This window comes from Herbaspirillum sp. SJZ106 (assembly GCF_006715495.1).
Lineage (GTDB): Bacteria > Pseudomonadota > Gammaproteobacteria > Burkholderiales > Burkholderiaceae_D > Herbaspirillum.
This window is the reverse complement of record NZ_VFNI01000005.1, coordinates 352,588-373,636: the sequence shown is the minus strand read 5'-3', so window position 1 is coordinate 373,636 and position 21,049 is coordinate 352,588. Positions and strand designations below refer to the sequence as shown.

The 21,049-nt window shown below is 64.8% G+C and carries 17 protein-coding genes; 11 read left to right on the top strand and 6 right to left on the bottom strand.

Annotated elements, in window-relative coordinates:
* The first annotated feature begins 24 nt into the window (after positions 1–24).
* The 3 genes from zigA (at position 25) to FB598_RS17090 (ending at position 3,213) form a co-directional block, all read left to right on the top strand.
* Positions 25–1,239 (top strand): zinc metallochaperone GTPase ZigA, encoded by a 1,215-nt coding sequence (zigA, locus tag FB598_RS17100; RefSeq protein ID WP_141916783.1) that lies wholly within the window; start codon positions 25–27, stop codon positions 1,237–1,239.
* 2 nt (positions 1,240–1,241) lie between these two features.
* Positions 1,242–2,165 (top strand): GTP cyclohydrolase FolE2, encoded by a 924-nt coding sequence (gene folE2 / locus FB598_RS17095; RefSeq protein ID WP_183405887.1) that lies wholly within the window; start codon positions 1,242–1,244, stop codon positions 2,163–2,165.
* A 79-nt stretch (positions 2,166–2,244) separates the two neighbouring features.
* Positions 2,245–3,213 (top strand): succinylglutamate desuccinylase/aspartoacylase family protein, encoded by a 969-nt coding sequence (locus FB598_RS17090; RefSeq protein ID WP_141916778.1) that lies wholly within the window; start codon positions 2,245–2,247, stop codon positions 3,211–3,213.
* A gap of 9 nt (positions 3,214–3,222) precedes the next feature.
* On the opposite strand, the gene FB598_RS17085 is transcribed toward FB598_RS17090, so the two are convergent.
* The 5 genes from FB598_RS17085 to FB598_RS17065 all read right to left on the bottom strand — a co-directional run bounded on the left by FB598_RS17085 (position 3,223) and on the right by FB598_RS17065 (position 10,002).
* Positions 3,223–3,708 (bottom strand): GNAT family N-acetyltransferase, encoded by a 486-nt coding sequence (locus FB598_RS17085; protein ID WP_141917068.1) that lies wholly within the window; start codon positions 3,706–3,708, stop codon positions 3,223–3,225.
* Between the two features lie 22 nt (positions 3,709–3,730).
* Positions 3,731–4,144 (bottom strand): GNAT family N-acetyltransferase, encoded by a 414-nt coding sequence (locus FB598_RS17080; RefSeq protein ID WP_141916776.1) that lies wholly within the window; start codon positions 4,142–4,144, stop codon positions 3,731–3,733.
* Between the two features lie 155 nt (positions 4,145–4,299).
* Positions 4,300–5,082 (bottom strand): enoyl-CoA hydratase, encoded by a 783-nt coding sequence (locus tag FB598_RS17075; protein ID WP_141916773.1) that lies wholly within the window; start codon positions 5,080–5,082, stop codon positions 4,300–4,302.
* A 21-nt stretch (positions 5,083–5,103) separates the two neighbouring features.
* Positions 5,104–6,264 carry an acyl-CoA dehydrogenase family protein gene (locus tag FB598_RS17070; protein ID WP_141916771.1) on the bottom strand — a complete coding sequence of 387 codons (1,161 nt, stop codon included), beginning with the start codon at positions 6,262–6,264 and terminating at the stop codon, positions 5,104–5,106.
* Between the two features lie 201 nt (positions 6,265–6,465).
* A complete protein-coding gene (locus tag FB598_RS17065) occupies positions 6,466–10,002 on the bottom strand; it encodes an indolepyruvate ferredoxin oxidoreductase family protein (RefSeq protein WP_141916768.1) in 3,537 nt (1,178 codons plus the stop codon).
* A 614-nt stretch (positions 10,003–10,616) separates the two neighbouring features.
* On the opposite strand from FB598_RS17065, the gene FB598_RS17060 reads away from it, so the two are divergent.
* Both FB598_RS17060 and FB598_RS17055 read left to right on the top strand, forming a co-directional pair.
* The gene (locus FB598_RS17060) at positions 10,617–11,561 is read left to right on the top strand and encodes a sensor domain-containing diguanylate cyclase (RefSeq protein ID WP_183405877.1); all 945 of its coding nucleotides are present in this window, start codon (positions 10,617–10,619) and stop codon (positions 11,559–11,561) included.
* A gap of 67 nt (positions 11,562–11,628) precedes the next feature.
* Positions 11,629–12,519, top strand: coding sequence for a PhzF family phenazine biosynthesis protein (locus tag FB598_RS17055; RefSeq protein WP_141916766.1), 891 nt, complete (start codon positions 11,629–11,631; stop codon positions 12,517–12,519).
* Between the two features lie 9 nt (positions 12,520–12,528).
* Here FB598_RS17055 and FB598_RS17050 read toward each other — a convergent pair whose 3' ends face one another.
* Entirely contained in the window at positions 12,529–13,446 is a 918-nt protein-coding gene (locus tag FB598_RS17050) for a LysR family transcriptional regulator (protein WP_141916763.1), read from the bottom strand.
* Between the two features lie 133 nt (positions 13,447–13,579).
* On the opposite strand from FB598_RS17050, the gene FB598_RS17045 reads away from it, so the two are divergent.
* From FB598_RS17045 to FB598_RS20790, 6 genes are all read left to right on the top strand, one after another.
* The gene (locus FB598_RS17045) at positions 13,580–14,356 is read left to right on the top strand and encodes an SDR family NAD(P)-dependent oxidoreductase (RefSeq protein WP_141916760.1); all 777 of its coding nucleotides are present in this window, start codon (positions 13,580–13,582) and stop codon (positions 14,354–14,356) included.
* 558 nt (positions 14,357–14,914) lie between these two features.
* Positions 14,915–15,691 (top strand): ABC transporter substrate-binding protein, encoded by a 777-nt coding sequence (locus FB598_RS17040; protein ID WP_221292507.1) that lies wholly within the window; start codon positions 14,915–14,917, stop codon positions 15,689–15,691.
* On the top strand, positions 15,688–18,804 hold the full coding sequence (locus FB598_RS17035) for an EAL domain-containing protein (protein ID WP_141916756.1): 3,117 nt from the start codon (positions 15,688–15,690) through the stop codon (positions 18,802–18,804). Before FB598_RS17040 ends, FB598_RS17035 begins: the two co-directional genes overlap by 4 nt.
* A gap of 9 nt (positions 18,805–18,813) precedes the next feature.
* The gene (locus FB598_RS17030; RefSeq protein ID WP_141916753.1) at positions 18,814–19,518 is read left to right on the top strand and encodes a glutathione binding-like protein; all 705 of its coding nucleotides are present in this window, start codon (positions 18,814–18,816) and stop codon (positions 19,516–19,518) included.
* 191 nt (positions 19,519–19,709) lie between these two features.
* Positions 19,710–20,732, top strand: coding sequence for a PHB depolymerase family esterase (locus tag FB598_RS17025; RefSeq protein WP_141916750.1), 1,023 nt, complete (start codon positions 19,710–19,712; stop codon positions 20,730–20,732).
* Positions 20,733–20,824: 92 nt separating this feature from the next.
* Positions 20,825–20,980 (top strand): hypothetical protein, encoded by a 156-nt coding sequence (locus FB598_RS20790; RefSeq protein ID WP_183405878.1) that lies wholly within the window; start codon positions 20,825–20,827, stop codon positions 20,978–20,980.
* Positions 20,981–21,049: the final 69 nt, after the last annotated feature.

The window sequence follows — 21,049 nt, the reverse complement described above, 5'->3', positions numbered from 1 at the left end:
TTTGACGCCCACACCCCTATTCCCATGCCAACCACCACCTTGCGACCTGCCGACGGCAGGCTTCCCGTGACCGTGCTCTCGGGCTTTCTCGGCGCCGGCAAAACCACCCTGCTCAACCACATCCTCAATAACCGCGAAGGCCGTCGCGTGGCCGTCATCGTCAACGACATGTCGGAAATCAATATCGATGCCGCCCTAGTCAGGAACGGCGGCGCCGAGTTGTCGCGCACCGATGAAAAGCTGGTGGAAATGAGCAATGGCTGCATCTGCTGCACGCTGCGCGAGGATTTGCTGCTGGAAGTGCGCAAGCTGGCGCGCGAACGGCGTTTCGACCAGCTGGTGATCGAATCCACCGGCATTTCCGAACCGCTGCCGGTGGCCGAGACGTTCGCCTTCACCGGCGAGGATGGCGCCAGCCTGTCCGATGTGGCGCGGCTGGACACCATGGTCACCGTCGTCGATGCCTACAATTTCCTCAAGGACTACAGTTCGCAAGACAGCCTGGAAGAACGCGGCCAATCGCTGGGAGAGGAAGACACCCGCACCGTGGTCGACCTGCTCATCGAACAGATCGAGTTCTGCGACGTGCTGGTGCTCAACAAGCTGGACCTGGTGTCGCCGCAGGAGCGGGAACGGCTCACCGCCATCCTGCGCGGCCTCAATCCGCGCGCCCGCATCGAGACCGCGATCTTCGGCAGCGTGGCGCTAGAGCAGGTCCTGGATACCGGCCTGTTCGACTTCGAACAGGCACAGCAGGCGCCGGGCTGGCTGCAGGAGCTGCGCGGCGAACATGTTCCCGAATCCGAACAGTACGGCATCTCCAGCTTCGCCTACCGCGCGCGTCGCCCCTTCCACCCGCAGCGCTTCTTCGACCTGATCAATACCGAATGGCCGGGCGTGGTGCGTTCCAAGGGCTTCTTCTGGCTGGCCAGCCGGCCGGCGCAGGCCGGTTCCTGGTCGCAGGCGGGCGGCGTATGCCGGCACGGGCTGGCGGGCAAATGGTGGGCCGCCGTGGCGCGCGAGCAATGGCCGCAAGACCAGGAGTCGGTCGACTTCATCATGGCGCAATGGGACGAAAACGTCGGCGATGCGCGCCAGGAACTGGTGCTCATCGGCATGGCGCTGGACCAGGCCATGCTGCGCGCCAGGCTCGATGCCTGCCTGCTGGACGATGCCGAAATGGCGCAAGGCCCGCTGGGCTGGGCGCGCATGGCCGATCCGTTCCCGCTATGGGGTTGAGCGTGGCCTCCGCGCTGCCCGATGTGGCCCGCCACGAAAGTTCAGCCATCGCTCTGGCGCTGGATTGGGTCGGCATGCGCGGCATCGCCATCCCGTTGCCGCCGGGCGGCCGGGAAAGCGGATCAGGCGCACCGCTGGCGGCCACGGCCGAGCTTGCCGTGGACTTGCCCGATCCGCTCGCCAAAGGCATCCACATGTCGCGCCTGTACCGTTTATTGGGCGAGTTCGCCCGGCATGGGGAATTGTCGCCGCGCGCGCTGCGGCGGCTGCTGCTCGGCATGATCGAAAGCCACGCCGACTGCGGATCGCGCGCGGCCCGCCTCGGGCTGGCGTTCGACTTGCTGCAACAACGGCCGGCGCTGCGCACGCCCGAGCTGGCAGGCTGGCAAAGTTATCCGGCCAGCGTGCAGGCGGTGCAGCGCGGCCACGCCACGCAGGTGGAACTTGCGGTGCGCATCCAGTATTCCTCCACCTGCCCCTGTTCGGCCGCCCTGTCGCGCCAGGCGGTGCGCGATGCCTTTGCGGCAGACTTCGACGATACCGCACTGGTCGCGCGCGGCGACGCGCTCGACTGGATTTCCGCCAGGGCCAGCCTGGCCACGCCGCACAGCCAGCGCAGCGAAGCCGAGGTGCGCATCCGGCTTTCCCCCGATGCCGCAGCCCTGCCGGTCTCGGCACTGATCGACTGCGCCGAAACGGCCTTGGCCACGCCGGTGCAGACCGCCGTCAAGCGCGCCGACGAGCAGGCGTTCGCCCTGCTCAACGGCGCCAACCTGATGTACGTGGAAGATGCCGCGCGTCGCCTGCGGCGGGCATTGGAGCAAAATTTCGGCGCCTGCTCGGTCACCGTCAGCCATCACGAAAGCCTGCATCCGCATGATGCGGTTGCCTCTTGTGCGACGCCCGGCTGGGAGCGCATCGATTAAAGCAGGCCGATGGATGAAAGATGCGCGCCGGCGCGAACCGGAGTATCTTTCATCTATTACCAGAACGACAGATTCCCTCATGATTTCCAGCAGCATCCCCAGCACCTTGCAACGCCACCAATTCGCCGCGCTTGAACCCGGCCCGCACCTGCTGGTGCTGGGCGCGGTACACGGCAATGAAACTTGCGGCACGCGCGCCATCGAACGGCTGCTGCGAGAACTGGACAGCGGCGACCTCGCCATCGCGCGCGGCCTGCTGACCTTGGTGCCGGTCACCAATCCCCTCGCCTACCGCAACCAGCAGCGCCAGGGCGAACGCAATCTCAACCGCAACATGCGGATCAATCCCGCTCCCGCCAATTTCGAAGACCGGATATCCAACCTGCTGTGCCCGTGGATCGCCGAACATGATGTGCTGCTCGACCTGCACTCGTTCCATACCGCCGGCGTGCCTTTCGCCATGCTGGGGCCGGAAGACAACGATGGCGACATCGAGCCCTTCGCCCATGCCCAGGCGGAACAGCGCATGGCCGCCCACCTGGGAACGACACGCATCGTGGAAGGATGGATGGCTACCTATGCGCGCGGCGTGGAACGCCGCCGCCAGGAAGGCAAAGTGAGCGCGCCGGACCTGCTGGACCGCAACTATGGCGTAGGCACCACCGAATTCGCCCGCACCCAGGGCGCCTATGGCATCACGCTGGAATGCGGGCAGCATGACGATCCGCGCGCACCGGAAGTGGCCTACCAGGCGATCCGGCAAACGCTGGCGCTGTTGGATATGATCGATGTGCCGCTGGAGCCGCCTCGGGAAAACATCGAGATCATCCGCCTGGTCGACGTGATCGACATGGAGCATCCGGACGATGCCTTCACCCGCGAATGGGCCAGCTTCGACCGCGTGACCAAGGGACAGACCATCGGCCATCGCCACGGCGGCGCGGCAGTGACGGCGCCGGATGACGGCTACATCGTCTTCCCCAACCCCAAGGCGCTGTCCGGCAATGAATGGTTCTATTTCGGCGTGAAAAGCGGGCGCCAGCTGTAAGCCTCTCGGTCAGCCGCAATCCAGCACATAGAAGCGCGTGTCCACCGCCATCACCGGAAACGCGGGCGGCAGCGCGGTTTTCTCGACCAGCGCGAAACCGTTCTTCTCATAGAAACGGTGCGCCGCCAGGAACTTGGCGGTGGTGCCCAGGTAGATCTGTGTCACCCCCTTCTCCCTGGCCCAGCCGATCGCGCCGTCCAGCAAGCGCTTGGCGGCGCCATGCTCCTTGCCGCGATGGCTGGCGGCGACGAACATCTTGCGCAGCGCTACCTGGCCGTTGCCGATATCCAGCAGCGAGACCGTGCCCACGACTTTTTCGCCATCCAGCGCCACCCAGAAATTGCCGTTGCCCTTCTGGTAGAAACCGGAGATGTCGTTCAGGTCGGGCTGGCCTTCCAGCGTGATGGGAATGCCGAACTCCTGTTGCTGGATCGGCAGGATGACGTCGACGACGCCGGCGGAATGTTCGGAAGAAAACGGCTGGATTTCAATCATGGTCTTGTCGGTGTCCAAAAATTCACTTGAGTTCATTGCCCGGCGTCAGCTCCCAGCAGCGCGGACTGTGGGCGAAGCCGATATGCCCGTAGTAGTCGGCCGCATCGGGCGCGGCCAGCAAGCGCAGGCGGCAGCGCGGGCCGAGCCGGCTGCGGGCATGGCGGATCAGTTCCTTGCCGATGCCGCGGCGCTGGTAGTTTTCATCGACCGCCAGTTCCGACATGTAGCAGGCATAGGTGAAATCGGTCACGCAGCGCGCCACGCCGACCAGCAGTTCGCCGTCCCAGGCGGTGGCGAGCAGGTTGGCGTTCTCGACCATGCCCTGCATGCATGCGAGGTCGTCCAGCGGACGGCGCGGGCCCAGCGAGGTGCGCGAAAGAACGTCGATGAACTGCTCGACGGTGAGGGCGACGTCGGTCTTGTAGGCGATGGTCATGGCAGCAGGCGAGCGAAGGCTAAAGCTAAAGCCAGCATGATACCGAAACAGAGGGCGACTGGGAGAGCGGCTGTCAGGACGTGCCGCCCTAAAGAAAATCGCCGGCGCAAGGCCGGCGATGGATGACTCGCGACATCGGAATCAAATCGGCATCGTCAGCCGTTCTTCCACACCGGGCTGCATTTTTCCAGGAAGGCATTGACGCCCTCCTTCTGGTCCTGCGTATCGAACAGGTCGATGAACAGTTCGCGCTCGGTCTGCAAGATGGTGCCCAGCGGATTGTGGCGCGCGCCCTGGATCAGCTTCTTGCTGGCCGCCACCGATGACGGGCTTTGCTTCTCGGCCTGCAGCGCCAGTTCCAGCGCCCGCGCACGGGCCTGGCCCCTGGCCACCACCTCCTCCACCAGGCCGATGCGCAAGGCGGTCTCGGCATTGACGCGCTCGCCGCACAGGATCATGCGCTTGGCCCAGCCCTCGCCCACCAGCCACGGCAAATTCTGCGTGCCGCCGGCGCAGGGCAACAGGCCCACGGCCGCCTCCGGCAAGGCCATCTGCGCCTGTTCCTCGGCGATGCGGATGTCGCAGGCCAGGGCGCACTCCAGCCCGCCGCCCATGGCGTAGCCGTTGATGGCAGCGATCGAGACGCCGCGGAAATTGGACAGCGTCTCAAACGCCTCGCCGAAACGGCGCGCCATCTCGCGCGCCATGGCGCGGTCGCCGTCGGCGAACAGCTTCAGGTCGGCGCCGGCGGAAAAGAACTTCTCGCCCTCGCCGGTCACCACCAGCGTGTAGATGTTGCGGTCGGCGTTGAGGTCGTTGACCAGTTGCGTCAGGCTGGCCAGCGCATCGCGGGTCCAGGTGTTGGCCGGCGGGTTGGACAATGTCAGGACCGCGGTGTGGCCGGTCTTTTCCAGCTTGAGATTGGTATAGGTACGCATGAATGCCTTTCGGGGAATCGCTTATCGGATGTCGTCCAGGTTGTCGCTATTGAGCAGATGGCGCGAGACGATCACGCGCATGATCTCGTTGGTGCCTTCCAGGATCTGGTGCACGCGCACGTCGCGGAAATAGCGTTCCAGCGGGTATTCGCGGATGTAGCCGTAGCCGCCGTGGATTTGCAGCGCCTCGTTGCAGATGCGAAAGCCCAGGTCGGTGGCCAGGCGCTTGGCCATCGCGCAATAAGTGGTGGCGCCGGGCGCCTTGTTGTCCAGCTTGACCGCCGCCAGACGCACCATCTGGCGCGCCGCGACCAGTTCGGTCTGCATGTCGGCCAGCTTGAACTGCAGCGCCTGGAAGTCGGCGATGGGGCGGCCGAATTGCTTGCGCTCCTTCATGTAGGCGTGCGCGGCATCAAGCGCGGCCTGCGCCGCGCCGACCGAACAGGTGGCGATATTGATGCGCCCGCCGTCCAGGCCCTTCATGGCGAACACGAAACCCTCGCCCTCGTTGCCCAGCAGGTGGTCGGCCGGCACCTTGACGTTGTCGAAGCTGATGGTGCGGGTCGGCTGGCTGTTCCAGCCCATCTTGGTTTCCTTCTTGCCGTAGCCGATGCCGGGAGCATTGCCCGGCACCACGATGGCTGAAACACCCTTGGCGCCCTCGCCGCCGGTACGCGCCATCACCACCAGCACGTCGGTCGAGCCGGCGCCGGAGATGAAGGCCTTGGAACCGTTGAGCACATAGTGGCCGTCCACCAGCCTGGCGGTGGTCTTGAGCGAGGCCGCGTCGGAACCCGAACCGGGTTCGGTCAGGCAGTAGGAGCCGATCTTGCGGCCGGCCGCCAGCTTTTCGCACCATTCAGCCTTGATGGCGGCGGTGCCCCAGGAGGCGATCATCCAGCTCACCATGTTGTGGATGGTCAGATAAGCGGCGGTGGACGGACAGGCGCGCGCCAGTTCCTCGAACACCACGGTGGCATCCAGCCGCGTCAGGCCCAGGCCGCCGACCTCTTCCGGCGTGTACAGGCCGCAGAAACCCAGCTCGCCGGCCTTGGCGATCACGTCCAGCGGGAAATGCGCTTCCTCGTCCCACTTGGCGGCAAACGGCGCCATCTCGCCGGCGGCGAAGTCACGCGCGCTTTGCTGGAAAGCCAGTTGATCCTCGTTGAGTTCGAAGTCCATGCTTGTCTCCTGTTTTGGTCTTGATATCGGTCTAGATTAATGGAATTTGGGAAATGGGGTTGTCGCTGGCGCGACATTGAGGGCATTGTCTTACCGGAAACGGCAACGCCACCGGATCCCGGCCTGGCCGGGATGACGGCGTACAAACTACGCTCCGTCATCCTGACGAATGTCAGGATCCAGCGGCTTTATCCAGTTGCTTCAAGCGGCCGCATCCAATGCAGGACTGCCGGTGCCAACCTTGCCGAACGCGGCAAGCAAACTCGCCCGACGCTCCCGCATCGCCGCTACCGCCTTGTCCTTGACATGTCCATAGCCGCGCACCTGGTCCGGCAACTGCGCCAGTTCGATGGCAAGGGCATGGTTGGAGGCGTCCAGCCGCGACAGCAGGCCCAGCACCATCTCGCGGTAATCGACGATCAGTTGCCGCTCCATGCGCCGCTCTTCGGTGCGGCCGAAGATGTCCAGCGCCGTGCCGCGCAGCCCCTTCATCCTGGCCAGCAGCTTGAAGGCCTTGAACATCCAGCTGCCGTAGCTGGCCTTGAGCAGGCGGCCCTGCGCATCCTTCTTCGCGAAGATCGGCGGCGCCAGATTGAAGCTCAAGGCAAAGTCGCCCTCGAACTGTTGCTCCAGTTGCTGCATGAACTTGCCGTCGGTGTACAGGCGCGCCACTTCGTACTCGTCCTTGTAGGCCATCAGCCTGGACAGGTTGCGCGCCACCGCCAGCGCCAGCTTGTCGCCGCCCAGCGGCGCTTCGGCGGCGCGCACCGCTTCCACCACTTCGGCGAACTGCGCGGCATAGGCGGCGTTCTGGTAATCGGTCAGGAAAGCGATGCGGCGCTTGACCAGCTTGTCCAGCGTCTCGGGCATGCGCAGCACCACCGGCTGGGCCGGCACGGCGATCTTTTCCACCTTGGCCAGATCCACCGCGGCGCGGCGGCCCCACAGGAAGGCGGTCTTGTTGGCGTCCACCGCCACGCCGTTCATCTCGATGGCGCGCAGCAGCGATGCCTCGGTCAGCGGCAATTCGCCGCGCTGCCAGGCGTAGCCCAGCATGAACAGGTTGGTGGCGATCGAATCGCCCATCAGCGCGGTGGCCAGGCGGGTGGCGTCGATGAAGTCGGCCTGGCCGTCCACCGATTCCACGATCAGCGCCTTGACTTCCTCGAACGGGAATTGCCAGTCCGGATTCTTGGCGAACTGCCCCGGCGGCTGCTGGTGCACGTTGACCACGGCGCGCGTGCGGCCCGGGCGCATCTTGGAGATGGCGTCGAAGGAGCCGGCGGTCAGCATGTCGCAGCCGAGGATCAGGTCGGCCTCGCCGGTGGCGATGCGTTGGGCGCGGATGGCCTCGCGCGTGGCGGCGATGCGCACGTGCGACGTTACCGAACCGTTCTTCTGCGACATGCCGGTCATGTCCAGCACTGAAGCGCCACGGCCTTCCAGGTGCGCGGCCATGCCCATCAAGGCGCCGATGGTGATCACGCCGGTGCCGCCGATGCCGTTGATGAGGATATTGAACGGCGTGTCGCAGGACGGCAGCGCCGGCTGCGGCAGCGCGCCGAAATCGTCGGCCTCGCCCTTCCTGATGATGCCCGCCTTCGACTTCTTCAGCTTGCCGCCGGTGACGGTGACGAAGCTGGGGCAGAAACCCTTCACGCACGAGTAATCCTTGTTGCAGGACGACTGGTCGATGGCGCGCTTGCGGCCGAATTCGGTTTCCAGCGGCAGGATCGAGGTGCAGTTGGACTGCACGCCGCAATCGCCGCAGCCTTCGCACACCGCCTCGTTGATGAACAGGCGCTGGTTGGGGTCGGGGAATTCGCCCTTCTTGCGGCGGCGACGCTTCTCGGCGGCGCAGGTCTGGTCGTAGATGATCACCGTCACGCCCGGCAGCTCGCGCAGTTCGCGCTGCACGGCATCCATGTCCTTGCGGTCGTGCACGGTGACCGCCGGCGGCAGGTTGGAGCGGTCGGTGTAGCGCGCGATGTCTTCCGACACCAGCGCAATGCGCTGCACGCCTTCGGCCGCCATCTGCTGCGCGATCATCGGCACCGACACCGTGCCGTCCACCGGCTGGCCGCCGGTCATCGCCACGGCGTCGTTGTAGAGGATCTTGTAGGTCATGTTGACCTTGGCCGCCACGGCGGCGCGGATGGCCAGGTAGCCGGAGTGGAAATAGGTGCCGTCGCCCAGGTTGGCGAACACGTGCGGCACCTGCGAGAACGGCGCCTGGCCGATCCAGGGCGCGCCCTCGCCGCCCATGTGGGTGGTCAGCTTGTTGAATTCAGGATAGATGGCGGTGGCCATCACGTGGCAGCCGATGCCGGCCAGCGCGAAGCTGCCTTCCGGCACCTTGGTCGAGGTGTTATGCGGGCACCCCGAGCAGTAATAAGCCGGGCGCGGCGGCGTGTTGACCGCCTTGGACAGCACCGCGTCCTTGGCGTCGAGGAACGCCAGGCGCGCCTTGATGAGGTCACTGGTGTGGAAACGCGCGATGCGCGCGGCGATCACGCGGGCGATCTGCGCCACCGAGAAGTCGGCCTTGGAAGTCAGCAGCCACTCGCCGCGCGGCGCCACCCATTCGCCCTTCTCGTCGAACTTGCCGATCACGCGCGGGCGCACGTCGTCGCGCCAGTTGTAGAGCTGCTCCTTCAACTGGTATTCGACCATCTGGCGCTTTTCTTCTACCACCAGGATCTCGTCCAGGCCCTGCGCGAATTCGCGCACGCCTTCCGGCTCCAGCGGCCAGGGCATGGAAACCTTGAACAGGCGCAGGCCGATCTCGGCCGCGAAGGCTTCGTCGATGCCCAGTTCGGACAACGCCTCCAGCACATCGAGGTAGGACTTGCCGGAGGCGATGATGCCCAGCCGCGCCCTGGGACTGTCGATCATCACGCGGTTGAGCTTGTTGGCGCGGGCGTAGGCCAGCGCCGCGTAGATCTTGTAGTCCTGCATCAGCGCTTCCTGCTTGCGCGCCTGCACGCCCAGCGTGTCGGTCGACAGGCGAGCGTTCAAGCCGCCTTCGGGCATGACGAAGTCGGCCGGATATTGGATATCGATGCGGAACGGATTGGCGTCCACCGAAGCGCTCGACTCGACCGTGTCGGCCAGCGCCTTGAAGCCCACCACGCAGCCGGAATAGCGCGACATGGCCCAGCCGTGCAGGCCGAGGTCGAGGTATTCCTGCACGTTGCAGGGATAGAGCATCGGGATCATCGATGCCGAGAAGATGTGGTCGGACTGGTGCGGCAATGTCGAGGAATAGGCGCCGTGGTCGTCGCCGGCCACCAGCAGCACGCCGCCGTGGGCGGAGGTGCCGGCATGGTTCATGTGCTTGAGCACATCGCCGCAGCGGTCCACGCCGGGGCCCTTGCCGTACCACATGGCGAACACGCCGTCGTATTCGGACGGGCCGATCAGCTTGACCTGCTGGGTGCCCCAGACGGCGGTGGCGGCCATGTCTTCGTTGACGCCGGGCTGGAACTTGACGCGGTGCGCCGCCAGATAAGGCTGCGCCTTCCACAGCGCCTCGTCCAGGCCGCCCAGCGGCGAGCCGCGGTAGCCCGAGATGAAGCCGGCCGTATGCAGGCCGAGCTGTTGGTCGCGGATTTGCTGCAGCATCGGCAGGCGCACCAGGGCCTGGATGCCAGACAGGTAAATCGAGCCTGCGGTGGCGGTGTATTTGTCGTCCAGGCTGACGGGCGCCAGCGGGACAATGTCGGGAGAACCGCCCATGCGGTTTGCAGATGCATGTGCAACGGCGGTATGCAAGCCGCCTGTCGCGGGGTTGCCGGCGGTTTCCTCGGTATTACCGGGGACCGGCGAGTGAGCGCTCACTTGGGTCGCAGCCAGATCGGAATCGCGAACGCCTTCTACGGTTGGCGCCGTCGTTCCGACAGGCTCAGCTGCCGAACGGATTTCCATTGCTTGTCTCCAAAATTTTGATTCAGATAGCGCCTGTCATTACCGCGCCGGGTACGGCGCATCACTGCCAGACACTTCGACCGTGGTAGCGGTCATCACAACAATCCCCGTCTCGAAAACTGCTGTGACTGAAGTCTATCCCCGTGTTGCCCGGACATGGAAATACCGATTGGGGATAGGGCCATAAGGAAAAATGATACCCCACCGTTTCCGCCGGATCATTGGGCGCGGCGGCTTGCCTCCCCTGGATTTCATCCGATGCTCATCCATACGCGGTATGCTTGTGCATGCTTGTCCGCCGCCAATGCGCGCATGCGGCTTCACATGGAATGGTTGATGCATGCTGATACTGCTCCATGCAGCAAGCAATACGCGTGAATTTCCATGTGCCAACAATTCTTGAGCCACTTACCTCACATAACAACATGAGCGAACGGACCGAAGACCAGATGGAACCCGACAGCACCGTCTACAAGACGCTGCTCGAATCGACCAAGGCGATTCCGTGGAAAATCGACTGGAGCACGATGAAATTCGCCTACATCGGCCCGCAGATCGAGGAACTGCTGGGCTGGACGCCGGAGAGCTGGGTCAGCGCCGAGGACTGGGCCATGCGCATCCATGCGGAAGACCGCGAAGCGGTAGTCAATTTCTGCATCTCGCAATCGAAGTCCGGCATCGACCACGAGGCCGACTACCGCGCCCTCACGCGCGACGGCGAGCACATCTGGATCCGCGACGTGGTGCATGTGGTGCGCAACCCGGACGGCAGCCCGAATTCCCTGATCGGCTTCATGTTCGACATCACCGAACGCAAGAAGACCGAGGCCCATCTGGTCGAGCTGCAAAAGGAACTGGAGGCGCTGTCTTATCGCGATGGCCTCACCAACGTGGCCAACCGCCGCATGTTCGACTCGGCGCTGGAAGTGGAATGGACCAATGCGCTCAACAATCGCTCGCCGCTGTCGCTGATCATGCTCGACATCGACTACTTCAAGCAGTACAACGACCATTACGGCCACATCCGCGGTGACGAATGCCTGAAGAAAGTGGCCGCTGTACTGTCCAAGGCAGCCACCCGGGCACGCGACTTCTTCGCCCGATATGGCGGCGAGGAGTTCGTGCTGATCCTGCCGGAGGCCGATGCCAAGGCGGCGCTGCAGGTGGCGCAACGCTGCCGCAAACTGGTGCTGGACGAGGCGATCCCGCATGAGACTTCGCAAGTGGCGGAAGTGGTCACGATCAGCCTTGGCGTATCCACCATCATCCCTTCCGGCCAGGACCAGCGCATCGAGTTCATGGAAACCGTCGACCAGCGCCTGTACAAAGCCAAGCAGCTCGGCCGCAACTGTATCGCCGTGGATGAGTGAACTGTATCTGTCGCGCGACATGGGCGGCCGATAGAATCGGCCGCTCCTCCATCACTGCGAGAGCACCATGCCTGCCACCTACGCCTACCGCCTGCTCAACGTGTTCGCCGAATCCACCTTCGGCGGCAATCCCCTGTGCGTGTTCGAAGACGCGCGCGGCATCGACGACGCCACCATGCAGGCGCTGGCCTTGCAGTTCAACCTGTCGGAAACCACCTTCATCCTGCCCTCGGCGGTAGCCGATGCGCGCGTGCGCATCTTCACCACCGGCTACGAGATGCCGTTCGCCGGCCATCCCACGCTGGGAACGGCGCATGTGGTGCGCGAACTGTTCAAGACCGGCGATCAGCTGACCCTGGAATTCAAGGCCGGCGTGGTGCCGGTGAACGCCGCGGGCGATGTCTGGACCTTCACCGCGCCCAGCGCCGGCGCCCCCAAGACCGCGCCCTCGCAGTTGCCGCCGGCCGAAGTCGCGGCCCTGGTCGGCTTGTCGGCCGAAGACCTCGCGGGCGACCCCATCTGGGTCGATACCGGCGCCGACCAGTTCCTGATCCCGCTCAAGTCCCCGGCGGCCGTGCGCCGCGCCCAGCCCGACAGCGGCGCGCTGGAACGCTGGCCGCAAAGCAGCCTGGGCCGCAAGACGGCGTATGTCTTCGCCTTCGATGACAAGGAACCGGGCAATGTGCTGGCGCGCTATTTCTTCACCAAGCAAGGCGGCGGCGTGGCCGAAGACCCCGGCACCGGCTCGGCCTGCGCCAACCTCGGCGGCTGGCTGCTGGCGACCGGCCATGCGCTGCCGGCGCGCTACGCGATCGACCAGGGCGTGGCGGTCGATCGCCCTTCTCGCCTGCATCTTTCCGTATCGGAAAACGGCACGATCCAGGTTGGCGGCCGCGTGATCGAAATCGGGCGCGGCACCGTCACCATCGATCCGATCGGGCGCACCGCGCAGGCCTGAACCCGGGGACTATGCCCGCCCTTCTTGCGTCAGCGGCAGGATCAAGGCGTGCAACCAGTCCATGAAGCCGGCCACGCGCGCCGGCACATGGCGGCGGCTGGCGTAGAGCAGCGATACCGGCATCGGCGCCGGGCGATACTGCGGCAGCACTTCCACCAACGCGCCCTGCGCCAGCAAACGGCGCTTGGTCGGCCCCACGAGCGGCAGCTGGATCATGCCCAGGCCTGCCTGGCAGGCGGCGTCATAAGTTTCGGTGCTGTTGACGGTGAGGCTGCAGGCCATCGGCACATAGTGGGTCTGGCGGCCATCGAACCACTCCCAGCCTGGGGAGCGGCCGCCCAGCACCTGGCGGTAATGCACCAGCTTATGGTGCGCCAGATCCTCCAGTGTGCGCGGCACGCCATACCGTTCCAGATACGCCGGACTGGCGCAGTTGATCTGCACCAGATGCCCGATGGGGCGCGCCACCAGCGACGAGTCGTCCAGCGTCCCGGTGCGCAGCACGCAATCGAATCCCTCGCCGACCAGGTCGACGCGGCGGTCGCTGGCGGAAAGCTCGATCTCCAGCTGCGGATGTTGCTCCAGAAAGGCCGGCAGTTCCGGCAACACCACTTCGCGCGCCATGGCGCTGGACATGTCCACCCGCAGCTTGCCGGTCAGCGACTTGCCGCCGCCCCGGAACATCGCCCGCAGCGACTCGAAATCGTCCAGCAATTCCTTGCTGCGCCGGTAAAAGGCTTCGCCGTCGCCGGTCATCTGTACGCGCCGGGTGGTGCGCTGAAGCAATCGCGTGCCCAGCATCTGCTCCAGCTGCTGCACCGCCAGCGAAACCGTGGCATTGGGCAGGCCAAGCTGGCGCGCAGCGCCGCTGAAGCTGGCCAGTTCGGCCACGCGCTGGAAGATCTGGAGGGTGTCGAGCTGGTTCAAGGAGCGCTCCGATTATTATTCAATATTGAAAAGTCTAATATTAAATAAGAAATTTATTAACAAAAATCTTCTCAATATACTGAGCTCCGTAGTCAGACCCATCCCTATCCCATCTCATCGACAGGAGCCCAGCATGACCCAAGCAGACAACACATCCCCCCGCATCGCCCTGGTCACCGGCGGCAGCCGCGGCCTGGGCAAGAATACCGCCCTGCACCTGGCGCGCGACGGCGTCGGCGTGATCATCACCTATGTCGGCAACCGCGCCGCCGCCGAACAGACCGTGGAAGACATCCAGGCCGCCGGCGCCAAGGCCGTGGCCCTGCAACTGGATCTGGCCGACAGCCGCAGCTTCCCCGGCTTCGCCGATGCCGTGCGCGCCGCGCTCAAGCAGACCTGGAACGCCGAACGCCTCACCTACCTGGTCAACAACGGCGGCATGGGCATGCACGCCAGCATCGCCGAGACCAGCGAAACGGTCTTCGACGATCTGTACAACGTGCACCTGAAGGGAACCTTCTTCCTGACCCAGGCACTGCTGCCGCTGATTGCCGATGGCGGCCGCATCATCAACACCTCCAGCGGCCTGGCGCGCTTCTCCCTGCCCGGCTATGCGGCCTATGCCGCGATGAAGGGCGGCGTGGAAGTGATGACGCGCTACATGGCCAAGGAGTTCGGCGCGCGCGGCATTGTGGTCAACACGGTGGCGCCGGGCGCCGTCGAAACCGATTTCGGCGGCGGCCGCGTGCGCGACAATGCCGAGCTCAACGCCTTCGTCGCCAGCCAGACCGCGCTGGGCCGCGCCGGCCGGCCGGATGACATCGGCGCCGCCGTGGTCTCGCTGCTGCGCCCGGAAAACGGCTGGATCAACGCCCAGCGCATCGAAGTATCGGGCGGCATGTTCATCTGATCGTGCCATCGGCGGCCGGCCGTCGGCCGCCGCCGCGCCCTGCCGTTGGCGCCGCGGAGCAGCGCTCCCTGCGGCGCTACTCCCATCACTCCCATCACTCGCATTTTTCGCAGCCCGCTTCGGGCCCCGCCATTTTCCCTCCGCTTGCCTGCACACGCAGGCTCTCCGCACTTGCCGCACTTGCCGCACATGCCCTGTGCAAGCTCATCCATGACGATTGCAAAGGTCGATGCATTGTGTTGCGGATTGCATTGTGCTCGGGTAACATCGCTCGGCGTCGAGCTAGAATTTTTTCAATAAATCGACTCACTTTACAGGGCCTGTTTGTGCACGCACAAACAGGTTCTTGCACCTGGGTCGGAGTCGGCGCATCAGCATACGGTTGCGCCTGCGCGGCCGATCGGGAGAGGCACTGGCGAATGGACGAAGGCAGGCGGCACATGCCGCCCCTTCGCTCCGGCATCCGGATGCCCAATGGCGGAGTACAAATAGGGGGCGGGTATTTTCAGTCATATCTTTCGCAATCGCGCGGTACGTTCTTCCGGCTGCGCAGCCGCCCTGCTGATTGCCCTGCTCCCGTTCGCCAGACCCGCTTCTGCCGCCCCTGCCGGCCCCGATTGCGCCCGCCCGTTGACGCTGGCGCTGCACGACCACGGCTTGCTGTACTCGTCGGCTACCGATACCGGCATCGACAAGGATTTCGCCGATGAACTGATCCGCCGCAGCGGCTGCCAGATCAACGTCAGCCTGATGTCGCGCGCGCGCATCTGGCAATTGATCGAGTCGGGCGCGCTGGACTTCAGCCTGTCGGGCATCGCCAGCCGCGAGCGCGAGCAGTTCGCCGCCTTCGCCTGGTACTTCAGCAACAAGTATTACCTGCTGGTGCGCAAGGATTCCGGCATCGCGCGGCTGGAAGACTTCGCGCGCAACGAGCGTTTCCAGCTCGGCGTCATCCGCAGCTTCCGCTACAGCGACAATGCCAACCGCCTGGTCGACAAGCTTGCCGCCGCCAACCGCGTGAGCCAGGCCGGCGGCCTCGAACCCTTATATGAAGCCCTGCTGCTCGACCGCATCCAGGGCATGATCATGGAGCCCTTCGACTATCCGGCGGTGCAGGAAAAACGCATCCGCGATGTCACCTCCATCATCGGCTTGAGCGACCCGTCGGTACCGCATGGGCTGATCATGTCCAGGAAGGCGCTGCCGCCGGCCGAGCAGGAAAAGTGGCGCGCCCTGGTCAACGGCATGCTGGCCGACGGCACCGTGCTGCGCATCTTCGAAAAATATTTCAACCCGGAACTGGCTGCTTCGATGGTCGGCCAGGCCAAGCCGTGAACTGGCTCCGCAAGACCGCGCTCCCGCTGCTGATCCTGCTCACCGGGCTGGCCGTGACCTGGGTCGCCTGGGACCATGAGCGCCAGGCGTCCAACAAGGAGCTCCATACGCAGTTTGCTTCGGCGCTGCGCGAGACGGTCAGCCGCATCGAACAGCGCATGGCGTCCTACGAGCAGATGCTGCATGGTGTGCAAGGGCTGATCTCCGCCACCGGCGCCATCGACCGCAACAGCTTGCGCGATTACGTCAGCTCGCTGAACCTGGACGCCAATTTCTCCGGCATCCAGGCCATCTCGATCGAGGAATGGATACCTGCCGGGCGCCTGGAAGCCCACCTGGAACGCATGCGCAAGCAAGGCTTGGACGGCTACGCGATCCGCCCGTCCGGCGACCGCGACGCTTACGCGCCCCTGACCCTGCGCGAACCTTACATCGGCCGCAACCGCATTCCCTTCGGCTTCGACCACTGGTCGGATCCGATCCGTCGCGCGGCCATGGAAAAAGCGCGCGACTCCGGCATGGCGGCCATCTCCGGCAAGATCGAGCTGGACCTGGAAAACGGCAACAAGACCGAACCCTCCTTCCTGATGTATTTGCCGCTGTACGAACGCGGCAAGCCGCAAGGCACCATCGCCGAGCGCCGCGCCAACCTGCTGGGCTGGGTGCATGCGGTATTTCGCATGAACGACGTGATCGCCAGCCTGTATGGCGAAAGCTCCCGCGGCATCGCCTTTTCGCTGTACGACGGGGTCGAGGCCGAGCCGCAGGCCTTGCTTTACCGTTCGCGCAATGAGGATCCGCAGCAGCAGGCGCGGCCGCCGCGCATCACCGCCACCGAATATCTGGTGGTGGCGAACCACAACTGGACGCTGAGCATGAGCGCGCTCGACAGCTTCACCGTCCAGTTCGGCCGCAACGCCGAACACCTGATCGCCGCCACCGGCATCGGCATGAGCATCACGCTGTCGCTGCTGGCCTGGCTGATGATGTCTTCCCGCGTGCGCGCGGTGCGCCTGGCGCAGCAGATGACCGCCGAGCTGCGCGCCAGCGAGGAGCAGTTCCGCGCCATCGCCGACTGCACCGTCAACTGGGAGGTCTGGTGGGGCCTGGACGGCCGCCCGCGCTGGGTCAACCATGCGGTGCGCGACTATACCGGCTACACGGTCGAGGAGTGCCTGGCGATGCGGGACTTCGTCGGCACCATCGTGCATCCGGAAGACGAACAGCGCATCCGCGCCGAGTTGTCCAGGTGCATGGACGGCCAAAAGCGCGAAGACGTCGAATTTCGCTGCGTGCGCAAGGATGGCTCGGTATTCTGGCTGTCGCTGTCGTCGGCGCCGATTACCGACCCGCACGGCACTTTCACCGGTTTTCGCACCAGCAGCCGCGACATCACCGACCGCAAGCAGATCGAGGCCGAGCTGCGCATCTCGGCGGTGGCCTTCGATTCGCGCGAAGGCATGCTGATCACCGACGCCAACAGCAAGATCCTGCGCGTGAACAAGGCCTTCACCGAGATCACCGGCTACAGCGCCGAAGAGATCGTCGGCAAGCACCCCAACCTGCTGCGCTCGGACCGCCACGGCCCCGCCTTCTTCCAGGAGATGCGCGAAAGCATCCGCCGTTTCGGCAAATGGCAGGGCGAGATCTGGGACCGCCGCAAGAATGGCGAGGTTTATCCCGAATGGCTGACCATCTCCGCCGTCAAGAACAAGGACGGCCACGTCACCCATTACGTCAGCACCCACCACGACATCAGCGACCGCAAGCTGGCCGAGGAACGCATCCGCGAACTGGCCTCCTTCGATGCCCTGACGCGCCTGCCCAACCGCGCCTTGCTGCTGGAACGCCTGAAACAGGCCATCGCGCTGTCCGCGCGCGGCAAGACCTGCTCGGCGTTGCTATTCATCGACCTCGATCATTTCAAGACGCTCAATGACACCATCGGCCATGAGAAAGGCGACCTGCTGCTCAAGCAGGTATCGCAACGCCTGCTGGCCAGCGTGCGTGAAAACGATACCGTGGCGCGCGTGGGCGGCGACGAATTCGTGGTGGTGCTGGAAGGCCTGAACGAACACCCGCAGGAAGCGGCCAACCAGACCAAGGCGATCGGCGAGAAGATCCTGGCCACCCTGGGCAACACCTACCAGCTCGACGAAGTCGAATACCGGACCACCGCCAGCGTCGGCGCCACCATCTTCCGCGGCCGCCAGGCCTCGGTGGACGAGCTGATGAAGCAGGCCGACCTGGCCATGTACAAAGCCAAGGGAACCGGGCGCAATGCCCTGCGCTTCTTCGACCCGGCGATGCAGACCGTGGTGCTGGAGCGCGCCGCCCTGGAGACCGGCCTGCGCAAGGCCATCGAAGGCGACCAGTTGCTGCTGCACTACCAGGCGCAGGTGGTCGCAGGCGGCGGCGTGACAGGCGCCGAAGTGCTGGTGCGCTGGCAGCATCCGCAGCGCGGCATGGTGTCGCCGGGCGACTTCATCCCCCTGGCCGAGGAAACCGGCCTGATCCTGTCGCTGGGCAACTGGGTGCTGGAAACCGCCTGCAAGCAGTTGTCCGCCTGGGCGCGGAACCGGCATACCGAACACCTGACCATTGCCGTCAACGTCAGCGCGCAGCAATTCCGCGAACCGGATTTCGTGCAGGCGGTGCTCGATGCGATCGAGCGCACCGGCGCCAACCCGCGGCGCCTGAAGCTGGAGCTGACCGAAAGCCTGCTGGTGGACAACGTCGAAGACATCATCCAGAAGATGTTCGCGTTGAAAGCCTACGGCGTGGAATTCTCGCTGGACGATTTCGGCATCGGCTACTCCTCGTTGTCCTACCTCAAGCGGCTGCCGCTGAATCAGCTTAAAATCGACCAGTCTTTCGTGCGCGACGTCTTGATCGACCCCAACGATGCATCGATCGCCAAGACCATCGTCAACCTGGCACAGAGCCTGGGCCTGGGGGTCATCGCCGAAGGGGTGGAAACCGATGCCCAGCGCAGCTTCCTGGCCGCTGCCGGATGCCATGCCTACCAAGGGTATTTCTTCTGCCGCCCGGTTGCGGTCGACGCTTTCGAGAAGTTCGCGCAGGAATTCGATCCCCGATTCACTGCCGCATAGGACGCATACATGAACGCATTGTCGAACTTCGCCATCAACGACAAATGGCCGGCCCGGCACCCCGACCGTATCCAGCTGTATTCGCTGCCCACGCCCAACGGCGTGAAGGTATCGATCATGCTGGAAGAAACCGGCCTGCCCTACGAGCCGCACCTGGTCAGCTTCGACACCAACGACCAGATGTCGCCGGAATTCCTGTCGCTGAACCCGAACAACAAGATCCCCGCCATCATCGACCCCAACGGCCCCGGCGGCCAGCCGCTGCCGCTGTTCGAGTCGGGCGCCATCCTGCTGTACCTGGCCGAGAAGACCGGCAAGTTCATCCCGGTCGATCCGGCCGCGCGCTACCAGGTGATCCAGTGGGTGATGTTCCAGATGGGCGGCGTCGGCCCGATGTTCGGCCAGCTCGGCTTCTTCCACCGTTTCGCCGGCAAGGAATACGAAGACAAGCGCCCGCGCGAGCGCTACGTCAACGAATCCAAACGCCTGCTGGGCGTGATGGACAAGCGCCTGGCCGAGAACAAGTGGCTGGCCGGCGACGAATACAGCATCGCCGATATCGCCACCTTCCCGTGGATTCGCAACCTGGTCGGCTTCTATGAAGCGGGCGAACTGGTCGGTTTCAAGGACTTCCCCCATGTGGCGCGCGCGCTGGAAGCCTTCGTGGCGCGTCCGGCCGTGGCCAGGGGCCTGAACATCCCAGCCCGCGGCTGACGGCCTCCGCGCCAGCGCCGTTTCCTCTATAGCATGCGCCGCTGCCCGTCTGCGGCAGCAGCGGCAGCTGTGGCAGGGAACGGCGGCGGCGCCCCCCATTCAACGCGGGTGTAAATCCCCTTTGTGCATTCGGATCGACGGATTAACATAGCGTCAACGCCTTGTGATAGCCATGCCCTGAACGCTTGCCCATGACGATCCGAATCCCCCTTCTCGCCTTCTGCCGGGCGTTGCTACTGTCCGGACTGTGCCTTTTCCTCATCAGCCCGGCGGCGCAAGCGGTCGACCTGTCGCTCAAGTCGATGCGCGTGGGCAACCTGGCGCGCGCCTATTTTTCCGAACGCGGCGGCCGGGGCATGCCGCAACCGCTGATCATCGCCCTGCACGGCAGCGGCTCCAGCGGCTCCCTGCTGGCGCGCAACACCGGCCTGACCGAAATCGCCGAAGCGGCCGGCTACATGGTGGCCTATCCCAACGGCACCGGCCTGACCATCGATGCGCGCACCTGGAATTCCGGCGGTTGCTGCGGCTACGCGCAAATGCACAAGGTCGATGACGTCGCGTTCATCCGCGCACTGATCGACAAGCTGGTGTCCGAAGGCCTGGCCGACCGCAGCCGGGTGTATGTCGCGGGCCTGTCCAACGGCGGCATGCTGGCCTACCGCCTGGCGGCCGAAGCGCCGGAGCTGTTCAAGGGCGTGGCGGTGGTCAGCGCGGTCCTGGATGTGCCGCCCGAGACGGTCAAAGCCGGCGTGCCGGTGCTGCACATCCATGGCAGCGACGATCCCTTCATCCCGTTCCTGGGCGGGGTCGGCCCCAAGGAAGCGACCCAGGTGCCGCGCCTGTCGGTCGCCAAGACCATCGACGCCTGGGTCAAGGCCAACGGCGCCGATCCCAGGCCTGACATAAACGACATCCCCGACACCGCCGGCGACGGCACCTCGGTACGCCAATACACCTACCACAGCAAGAGCGATCCGCAGGCGGTGGTGCTCTATGAGATCAAGGGCGGCGGCCACAACTGGCCGGGCGGCACCGCGCCCATGTCCAATGGCGGCAAGGCGTCGCAGAACCTGGATGCGTCGCGCGTGATTGTCGAGTTCTTCAATCGCCACGGCGGCCAACGCCCGGCCGACGACGCGGCCGACCGCAACCTGCCGCCAGGGACGGCAACGCCCATGGCGCCGGCCGCGCCCACACAGCCAACCCGCTAGGCGCGGCAAGGCCGACCGACGTACACCAGCGCCACCGACGGGCGAAATCGCACTATCATAGCGGCCAGCGTCCAACCAACATCGCCATGCCAATGAAAAGACTCATCACCAGCATCCTGATTGCCGTCGCGTTGTATTTCCTGCTGCCCTTCGTGACCAAATTCATTCCCCAATACCGCCTCGCGGTATGGTGCATCACCGCCGGCGTCGTCTCGTTTGCGGTATCGGCGCTGATGGACAGGGTCTGAGCCGGCTGCGCCCGGAAACCGCAGGACAATGAAAAACGGCCGCGACGTACTGCACGTCGCGGCCGTTCT

What these genes read in the sequence shown, in the direction of transcription:
- FB598_RS17080 (WP_141916776.1), bottom strand. Translation starts at nt 4,144, where the DNA reads ATGACCATCGCCTACAAGACCGACGTCGCCCTCACCGTCGAGCAGTTC.
- FB598_RS17075 (WP_141916773.1), bottom strand. Translation starts at nt 5,082, where the DNA reads ATGCGTACCTATACCAATCTCAAGCTGGAAAAGACCGGCCACACCGCG.
- zigA (WP_141916783.1), top strand. Translation starts at nt 25, where the DNA reads ATGCCAACCACCACCTTGCGACCTGCCGACGGCAGGCTTCCCGTGACC.
- FB598_RS17025 (WP_141916750.1), top strand. Translation starts at nt 19,710, where the DNA reads ATGACGATCCGAATCCCCCTTCTCGCCTTCTGCCGGGCGTTGCTACTG.
- FB598_RS17085 (WP_141917068.1), bottom strand. Translation starts at nt 3,708, where the DNA reads ATGATTGAAATCCAGCCGTTTTCTTCCGAACATTCCGCCGGCGTCGTC.
- FB598_RS17065 (WP_141916768.1), bottom strand. Translation starts at nt 10,002, where the DNA reads ATGGGCGGTTCTCCCGACATTGTCCCGCTGGCGCCCGTCAGCCTGGAC.
- FB598_RS17045 (WP_141916760.1), top strand. Translation starts at nt 13,580, where the DNA reads ATGACCCAAGCAGACAACACATCCCCCCGCATCGCCCTGGTCACCGGC.
- FB598_RS17090 (WP_141916778.1), top strand. Translation starts at nt 2,245, where the DNA reads ATGATTTCCAGCAGCATCCCCAGCACCTTGCAACGCCACCAATTCGCC.
- FB598_RS17060 (WP_183405877.1), top strand. Translation starts at nt 10,617, where the DNA reads ATGAGCGAACGGACCGAAGACCAGATGGAACCCGACAGCACCGTCTAC.
- FB598_RS17070 (WP_141916771.1), bottom strand. Translation starts at nt 6,264, where the DNA reads ATGGACTTCGAACTCAACGAGGATCAACTGGCTTTCCAGCAAAGCGCG.
- FB598_RS20790 (WP_183405878.1), top strand. Translation starts at nt 20,825, where the DNA reads ATGAAAAGACTCATCACCAGCATCCTGATTGCCGTCGCGTTGTATTTC.
- FB598_RS17055 (WP_141916766.1), top strand. Translation starts at nt 11,629, where the DNA reads ATGCCTGCCACCTACGCCTACCGCCTGCTCAACGTGTTCGCCGAATCC.
- FB598_RS17030 (WP_141916753.1), top strand. Translation starts at nt 18,814, where the DNA reads ATGAACGCATTGTCGAACTTCGCCATCAACGACAAATGGCCGGCCCGG.